The organism is Micromonospora sp. NPDC005252 (assembly GCF_042872475.1).
Classification (GTDB): Bacteria; Actinomycetota; Actinomycetes; order Mycobacteriales; family Micromonosporaceae; genus Micromonospora.
On the sequence record NZ_JBIAKN010000020.1, the window covers coordinates 46,893 to 54,611 of the forward strand.

7 protein-coding genes are annotated in these 7,719 nt (G+C 68.9%); all 7 read right to left on the reverse strand.

All coding sequences use genetic code 11. The features are described 5' to 3' along the window. Positions 1-180: 180 nt before the first annotated feature. Entirely contained in the window at positions 181-624 is a 444-nt protein-coding gene (locus ACFYPH_RS29710) for a hypothetical protein (RefSeq protein ID WP_387186383.1), read from the reverse strand. A 503-nt stretch (positions 625-1,127) separates the two neighbouring features. Beyond that, positions 1,128-1,616, reverse strand: a complete 489-nt coding sequence (locus tag ACFYPH_RS29715) for an NUDIX domain-containing protein (protein ID WP_387186385.1) — start codon at positions 1,614-1,616, stop codon at positions 1,128-1,130. Between the two features lie 27 nt (positions 1,617-1,643). Further along, positions 1,644-2,510 carry a protein phosphatase 2C domain-containing protein gene (locus tag ACFYPH_RS29720; protein ID WP_387186387.1) on the reverse strand — a complete coding sequence of 289 codons (867 nt, stop codon included), beginning with the start codon at positions 2,508-2,510 and terminating at the stop codon, positions 1,644-1,646. Beyond that, a complete protein-coding gene (locus ACFYPH_RS29725) occupies positions 2,459-3,460 on the reverse strand; it encodes a hypothetical protein (RefSeq protein ID WP_387186389.1) in 1,002 nt (333 codons plus the stop codon). The genes ACFYPH_RS29720 and ACFYPH_RS29725 overlap by 52 nt, the downstream gene beginning before the upstream one ends. A gap of 13 nt (positions 3,461-3,473) precedes the next feature. Further along, positions 3,474-4,211, reverse strand: a complete 738-nt coding sequence (locus ACFYPH_RS29730; protein ID WP_387186391.1) for a hypothetical protein — start codon at positions 4,209-4,211, stop codon at positions 3,474-3,476. Positions 4,212-4,230: 19 nt separating this feature from the next. Beyond that, positions 4,231-4,563: a hypothetical protein gene (locus ACFYPH_RS29735; RefSeq protein ID WP_355250282.1), complete on the reverse strand. Its 333-nt coding sequence runs from the start codon at positions 4,561-4,563 to the stop codon at positions 4,231-4,233. A 92-nt stretch (positions 4,564-4,655) separates the two neighbouring features. Beyond that, positions 4,656-7,520 (reverse strand): DEAD/DEAH box helicase, encoded by a 2,865-nt coding sequence (locus ACFYPH_RS29740; protein ID WP_387186393.1) that lies wholly within the window; start codon positions 7,518-7,520, stop codon positions 4,656-4,658. Positions 7,521-7,719: the final 199 nt, after the last annotated feature.

Consider the following 7,719-nt stretch of genomic DNA (forward strand, 5'->3'; position numbering starts at 1 on the left):
CAGCGCTACTGACCAGGTTTATCAACCGCCGCCCTGTGAAACTGCGTCGGCGCATAGAGGCTGATTTCCAAGACGTCGTCGGCTGACAGCGCGGCCCGACCAGCCGGCGACTTCCGGCCCAACACCGGTGGCTCGACCATGCGCACGTCAGCTACTACTGGCGCTTCCGAAAGTGCCTTGCTACACCGCTGTGGGTTTGGCCGGGAAGTGCGCCAGAGCACTCCAGTCCTCCATTGCGGCGAGAAGGATCTTCTTCACCTGGGTCTTCGTTTCCTCGAGCGCGAGATCGATGAAGCACTGACACCTCGTCAGGTCATCCCCGTTCACGATGCACAGCAGCACCCCAGTCACCTGCAGGCCTCGCGCGGCCGCCACCATCTTGGTGTCCGGGGGCAGCGGAATGTTCGTCGCGAGTTGGCGAGCGAAGGCCTGCACGATCCGGTCACCACCGAGGAGTGAAACGAACCAGGCCGCGATCGCGCCGACCACATCGTGCAGCAGTTTCTTGCCGGTCAGGATTGCCGCTGCCATCTCCGCCAGAAGCTTGCACCGCCTCCGCCGCCGGCGGCTGAACAACTGCTTCCAGGTTTCCTCGGTCACGTACTCGGCGGCGCGCTCGGACACGACGCTGGTCCACTCGTCGTTGAAAACCGCGACGCAATACTCGGCGGCCTTCTCGACGCGCTCTTGGCGTCGGCGCTCCCGTGCTGCTGTACCCCGTCCGCCTCCGCCTCGCGAATCACTCCCGCGAATGGCCCGACGACCTGGCGGCCTCGATCGTCGAGGTGGTCTTCGCTCCTTCAGATGCCGCGGTCCGGCCTCCGGCATCCCGACATGGCGGTAGCAACGCGTTCCCGGCGCTTTCACTCGCTTCTTGCACAGAGTGTTGTCCTTGCACCGCGCACGGCATTTAGACATTGCGTCATCATCACGTCACGCAGAGATGAAGACTGTCAGGATATCTACACTTGACGATGGCAGTGCGGGTCAGAGCAGCGGCGGTCGCGTCGTGGCTCATCTCCGGGGTACGACCCCAACGCCACCGCCACGCCGACTACGCCAGCCGGAACAAGTGGCAGGAAATTCTGCGCCGGAGATGAGCGACAGGTGTTGTCGGCATCATGACGCTAGGCGTGCCCGGGCCAGGCAGGATCGCGTGAAGTAGGGACACCGAGGCCGGTCGGCCGGCGCTCACGCCAGCGCTGGATGGTCCGCTTGTAGGGCTCGGGCATGTGCAGGTGAGGCACCTCGTCGTACGTGAACACGCCGAGTTCCTTGTGCTCCGCAGAATAGACAAGCTCCTCGTCGCCGACGTAGGTGGCGCCGAAGCTCACGATGAAAACGTGCCGGACCGGGGTGATCTCGTAGACCCAGGAGTCGATGATGTCGACCTCCGTGATGGTCAGCCCGAGCTCTTCGGCGACTTCTCGGCAGACGCCATCCTCGGGTGTCTCGCCCACTTCGAGCTTGCCGCCCGGAAGCTCCCATTCGTCACGTTCGTTCCGCAGCAGCGGCACCCGGCCGTGGTGATCGATGACGAGCTTGACCGAGATCGGTAGCTGGTACTCGAAGTACCCCGGGTTCCGCTCGACGAGGTACGGCGGTCGCTCGGTCATGCGGGCGGTCCTTCCATTGGTGCGGCGTCAGTTCGGGGTCAGCAGGAGAGCGGCGATGTCGTCGGCCCGTTTGAATCGGCCCCCGCCACTGCCGGGTTGGCTTTCTGCATCCCGGATCAGCTTCTCCAGGTAGTGCAGCCCTCGATCGCGCGCATCGGTGATCACCTGGGTCCACGAGCGGTAGAGCCTGTAGTCGGTGACCAGTCGGGCGAAGCCGTCGGTGCACAGCAGTATGCAGTCGGTGTGCGTCCACTCGCCGCAGGCGGTGTGCGGACGGAGCTGGCGAAGCGGGTGACCGGAGAAGACCGATTCGACGTCACCGGAGGTCATCGTGTGCAGCCGGCGCTGATGCATCGCCGCGACAACGCGGTTCGCCTCGCCCTCATTTGTCGCCACCGCCGCAGCTTCGCGTTGGTCGAAGTAATCAGTCGACAGGACCACCGGCCGAACGCCGTCGACAACGGCGGTGGCGTCGCCGATGCGGGCGAGGTCGTAGCGGGTGCCCTGGTCGACGCAGACCGCTATCGAGCAGGCGGGCGGCACCCTGTTTGGTGGGAACGACAGTGCTGCCTGCTCGCGCGCAACCTCCGCGGCAGTTAACGTCAGCAGCTCAGCGGCGGAACCTCGGTAGTCGTCGGCGCCTGCTTGGGTCAATCGTTCACCGATGCTGTCGACAAGCCACTGCACGTCGCTGTCAGCGGGTAGCGCCTTGTCGTCGTACAGGTCGGTGGCGCCGTCGATGACCCAGGCGAGGGTGCCGCGGTGGCCGACGCGGTCCTCGTTCGCCCGCATACCGCCGGCGGAGGTAATCGCCTCTCCTACCTTCATGGCTGGTCCAACTCTCATGACATCCACGAGGCTGGCACGAACATACCGGCCCCGATCATGGCGCACCCGATGACGACCGCTGCGATCACCCGGCGAACGCGGCTGTTGTTGACGAGAGAGAACGTACCGAAAACGACAGCGATCGCCCCGGACGCCACGAGCATGAGACGGAGGCCCTCGACGCCTGTGCTCTGGCTGGCGATGTTGGTGGCCGTGGCGATGAAGGCCACCACGGCCGCCAGCAGGCCCAGAAGTTGCAGTTGCTGGCCCTTGAACTCGGTCAACTCGGTGCGGAAGCGGGCGTGGGCCTGGGCCCACCGGGCGCGCTCCTGCATCAGATCGATCCGGATTCGGCTCGACTGGTACTGGGTCAGCCGACGCAGGTGGTCCCGCGAGTCGCGCGGCTCAAGTTCGATTGCCTGCGCGACGGCGGCCCTGGCCGCCTCGAACTCCCCGCGCAGCGCCAGCACCCGGCCTTTCGTCTCGTAATAGTGGGCGGCACGCCCCTGGGTGAGGGTTATCGCCCGGTCGATGTGCCGCTCCACCGCGTCCAGATCACGTGCCGGGCCTGGATCCTCCAGGCGTTCGAGGTATTCGACCCAGAACGCCGCCAGCTGATGGATCACCGCCGCCACGTCAGGCATGGAGGCGACAGCCTGACGGGAGTATTCGACCGAGCTGCGAAGTGAGGCGAGGTCGCCCTTGGCGCGGGCCACGATCGCACGGAAGGTGTGGAAGTAGGGCTCTGCCCCAAACTCGTCCTCGTAGTCTCGGACGACTGAGGCGTACTCGGCGTGGCGCTCCTCGCGTCGTAACCGCAGCAGGAGAGCGTAGAGCGCCGCGAACCGGGACCGGCTGCGAATGGCGTGATCGTCGAGAACGGCGCGCAGCAGCGGCTCGGGGTCGGGGTACGCCTCGACGACCGCCCGGATTGCACGCGGGAAGGCCGCGTCGGACGGTGGCGGCACCTTCGACAGCGCGGCGATGAGTCGCGCACGGCTTTGCGGTGAGGCCACTGCAGCGCGAGGTCTAGGAACTCGCAATCGAAAACCCCCGGTTCAACCAGGCGTACGGATGGTCGCTGTTGACTCTCGCCAGGAACCGCACCAGGCTCCGATCGCCGGTGAAGGCTGTGCGCCCGTGCAGGAAGCGGTGATTGTGTACGAGGTAGCCGTCGCCCGCACCCAGGTGCAGAGTTTGGGCCGTCTCAGCGATCAGGCTACGGATCGCGACCACGAGGTCCGTACGCCCATCGGTGCTGTACGGACCGGCGATCCGGTCGTCGCGATAGCGGATGCGGGCGTGGCCGGCACCGATCTCGACAACCGCCGGGCCTGGTCGACCGGTTGCCGTCCTCAGCCGCAGACCGGCGATCTCGGTATCCCCGGCGTGTTGGCGGACGAGGGACAGCACCCGCACGCCGTCGACCAGTGTGGCGCCTCCCCGGGCCCTCGCCGGAGTCAGCATGAGGGTGGCGAGCACGCTGGGGGGCTGTGCGTGCAGACTGCGATCGGTGTGCGGCGACAGGGCCAGAGCGGTGAAGCCGGCCTTGTTGTCGTCCTCGTCGGTACGTAACCGAGGCTCGATGACGGTCAGCCCGTCGGCCACCTGATGCGGATGGTCGACGGGGACGGCCCAGCGGTCGAGCAGAGTCTTGACCTCGGCGATCGACCCCTGCCGGATCAGGACGACACCATCACGGGCGAGTGCGCCGGGCACGAGGTCCGGGCGCACCTCAGCCTCGCGTCCCGCCTCCACCAGCCGCATACGCCCCGCCTACGCGCCGTCAGTCCTCAGGATCTTCGAGGTCGACGGCCGCCGGAAGCTCCGACCGCGCGGGGGGCTTCACCGGGGCGGGCGTTGGCAACGCACCCAGGCCTGCTCGGTCCAGCGCCGTGTGCAGGGTGCCGACCAGTTCCTTGAGCACATCTTCCCGGGCCTGGTTGTAGGCGAGTTGTGCGGCCGCGCCGGCGGCGGCTCCGGCACGCTCGTAGCCGCCCCAGGTGTCCAACCACTCGTAGGAGCCGTTGACGCGGCGCATGCGAGCGACCCAGTAGACGGATCCCTGCTTCCGAACCGTCCAGTAGCTGCCATCGGCCGTGTAGTTCCGGTATGCCATACCGACCAAGCTATCGATGGAAGCAGCAGGCCACTTCAGCCGTACGTCCACTTCAGACCGTTGTACCCGGCCTCGAGAGGTCCTGTCGGCGGCTACCGGTGCTGGTCCAGGCCAGCCAGGTCGAACGCGCCACGAGTGCCTGGGCGAGAGCGTCGACCGGACGGGCTGTCGCAGCGCATACAGCCGTACCCGACGGTCGGTAGCCCGCGCCGGCCCACCTCGAAACGGACCAGCATGCGGGCACAGCGACCGCAGTCGTCGCCGAGCTGTCCGCTGCCGGGCGCGTTGCCGGGCCGCCGCCGCTGCGCCCGTCGCACCGCGTCGGCGAATGCCGCGTGCCGCGTGCGGAGCACGACGCCGGGATCGAAACCGAGCAGCGAACCCGTCGAGGTCCAGACCACGTCGTCGATGACAGCGCTGGATTCCAGGATCGGCGTGCACGGGCGGATGTTCACGCCCCCGCGCCTGGCCTCCACCGCCTCCGCGGACAGGTAGCCGTCCGGGTCCGGCTCCACCCAGACCGTCACCGGCTCGGTGTCGACGTCCTGTTCGGCGATCAGTTTCAGCGACGGCAGCAGAGGCTTCAGGCCCACCAGTGGCGCCCGGGGCAGCCACATGTCGGCGGAGGTGGCACCCGCCAGATCGGCGCTCAACAGCTCGATGAGGTCGTGGGTCACCCGTCGGGTGACCGGGGAGTGCATGAGTACCTCGTCCGCCGTGCGGATCCGCCCCCGATCGACCAGCCGTGCGAAGAACCGCCACACCGCATCCCTGGCGGTACGTTGCCGGTGCAGTTGGTCCATGGCGGCGACGACCACGAGGTGGTCGCGGGCGCGACTGGCCGCCACGTTGAGCAGCCGGGCGCCCGTGCCGCCGGACTCGCCCTCGGTGAACCAGCGGTGCAGCGGGCGTACGCCGCGGCCGGTGTCCACGGTGTCATAGACGACGATGTCCCGCTCCCCGCCCTGGAACCGGTGCACCGTCGAGGCAGCCCAGCCATCCCTCCCGGCCTCCGGGAGCAGTGACGCCAGCAGACCGGCCTGCGCGGCGAAGGGCGAGATGACACCGAGGCTGGCCACGTCGCCGTCCGAGCCGGCGACGAGCCCGGCGATTAGCTGCGCGTGCATCAGGTTGTACCGGGAGGACATGCCCTGCTTGCGGGCGGTCCGGGCCCCCAGCCGTGAGGTGTCCAGCAGGACGAGTTCGCCGTCGGCCCAGTCAGCCCTGCTGTTTCGTGGCCTGGTGGAGACCGTCGGCCCGGTGACGAGCGGGCTCTCGGGGTAGAACGCCTCGCTCACCACACCGTTGATGCGACCACGCATGCGGTACTGCTGGGTGAGTGCCGCGAGCCGGCCGGGCGCGGCCTGTCCCTCCACCGCGAGGTCCACGGCGGCCTTCTCGAAGGGACTCTTCAGCAGCCACTCCTGCGCGGACGGGGTGTCGGCGACGACGACCGGCGGCAGCTGCCGGAAGTCGCCCGCGACTATCGTGTGGCCGCTGCCCGCGCCCGCCACCAGCATCGCCAGCGCCGTCGTGGTCATGCTCGCCTCGTCGAGGATCACCACGTCGAAGGTGAGTTCGCGGAGCGTCCGCAACACCACCTGATGCGAGGTGGCCGCCACCACCTCGGCCTCGCGGCACACCTGCCGGCGGACCTGGTGCAGTGCCTCATCGAGTTCCCGGACAAGAGCGGTCGCCTCGGCCAGGCCCCGCTCCAGGGTCAGCCGCTCCTCCTGGTCGGCGTCGGTGAGGTTCGCGTGCCGCCGTTGCAGGGCCTTGAGCCGCAGCCGCAGATCGCGAATCTCCTGCCCCTCCTGGACCCGCCTCTGGGCGAGGACGGCACCACGCTTGGCGGCGATCTCGTCGATCAGGACGTGCCCGCCGGCCCGTCCGACGAGGTCGGTGTCGGAGGGCTGGCCGAGCCGCACCAGCCCGCCGCCGGCCAGCTCGGGAATCTCCTTGAGGACGGCCTTGACCGCGATGTCGACGGCGGCGTTGGTAGGGGCGGTGAGCAGGACACGCAGCCCGCGTACGCACAGCTCCGCCACGAGCGTACCGATGGTGGTCGTCTTTCCCGTCCCCGGCGGACCCCAGAGCCAGGTGACACCCGGGGTGAGGGCGATCTGGACGGCGTACCGCTGCCCGTGGTTGAGGTGTTCGGTCGTGACGGCCGGCAGGTCGTCGGGCGCGGCGGCGCGGCCGGCGCTCAGCAGGGCGGCGGCGGCCTCGGCGTTGAAGCCCGGCCCGCCGTTGGCCAGCTCGCGGAGCCGTTTGCTCTGGGAGGAGAGCAGCCAGGAGAGGTCGCAGCGCAGCACGGCATCCGCCGGCACGGTCGCCCCCGGCGGCACCGACAGGGTCACCACGTTGCCGAAGACCGACACCACCTCCACGTCGATCGGCGTGCCGTCGACGACGAGCGTCGCCTGGGCGCCCTCGGACACCCCGAGATCCCCTTCGGCCTCGAACCGCATGAGCTTCCGGGAGGCGGTCTCCGCGACCACGAAGCCCCCGCTGACGGGTACGTCCTGGAGGGTGCGCCGGTCGGTGACGGCCCGGAGTTCCTCGTGCAGCGCCCGGGTCGCCTCGTCAGCGATCCGTGGCCAGGCGGCGGGGACCGGCCCGACCGGCGGGGTCGGCTCGTCCATCGGGACACCGATGGAGGAGGCGAGCCGACGGATCTCGGCGGCTGCGCGCCGGGTGCCAGGTGGGGTGGGCGGGCTCGGATGCGGAGACGCCGTCCCGGTCTCGGCCGCCGGGGCGGCCCAACCGCGTGGCTCCCAGATGTGGCCCCGCAGGTCGGCGAGACCGTGCGTCGTGCAGGCGATGTAGAGATCGGTGCTGTCGGTGCGTACACCGGCCTGCCGCAGCGCGGCGAGCAGATCCTCCTGCGGCATCGGCCCCTGCGACAGCGCCTGTCGTACGGCCTTGACGAGCTTCCGCTCGGCGCCGGTACCCATGTCGACCCCCGTCACCCGCGCTACCGGCGACGGCTCCGCGCGGGGCAGCGCCGCTGTCCCGCGCCTGAGGTACGCAGGTGCCGGCGGGTGTTGTCCGGACCACACTAAGGGACGTCTCGTAACTGGGCGAAGGCGTTGCCCGGGGCCGGGCTGGTGGTCAGCCGGTGAGGATGATGTTGTGGAGGTTGGCGATGCCGGA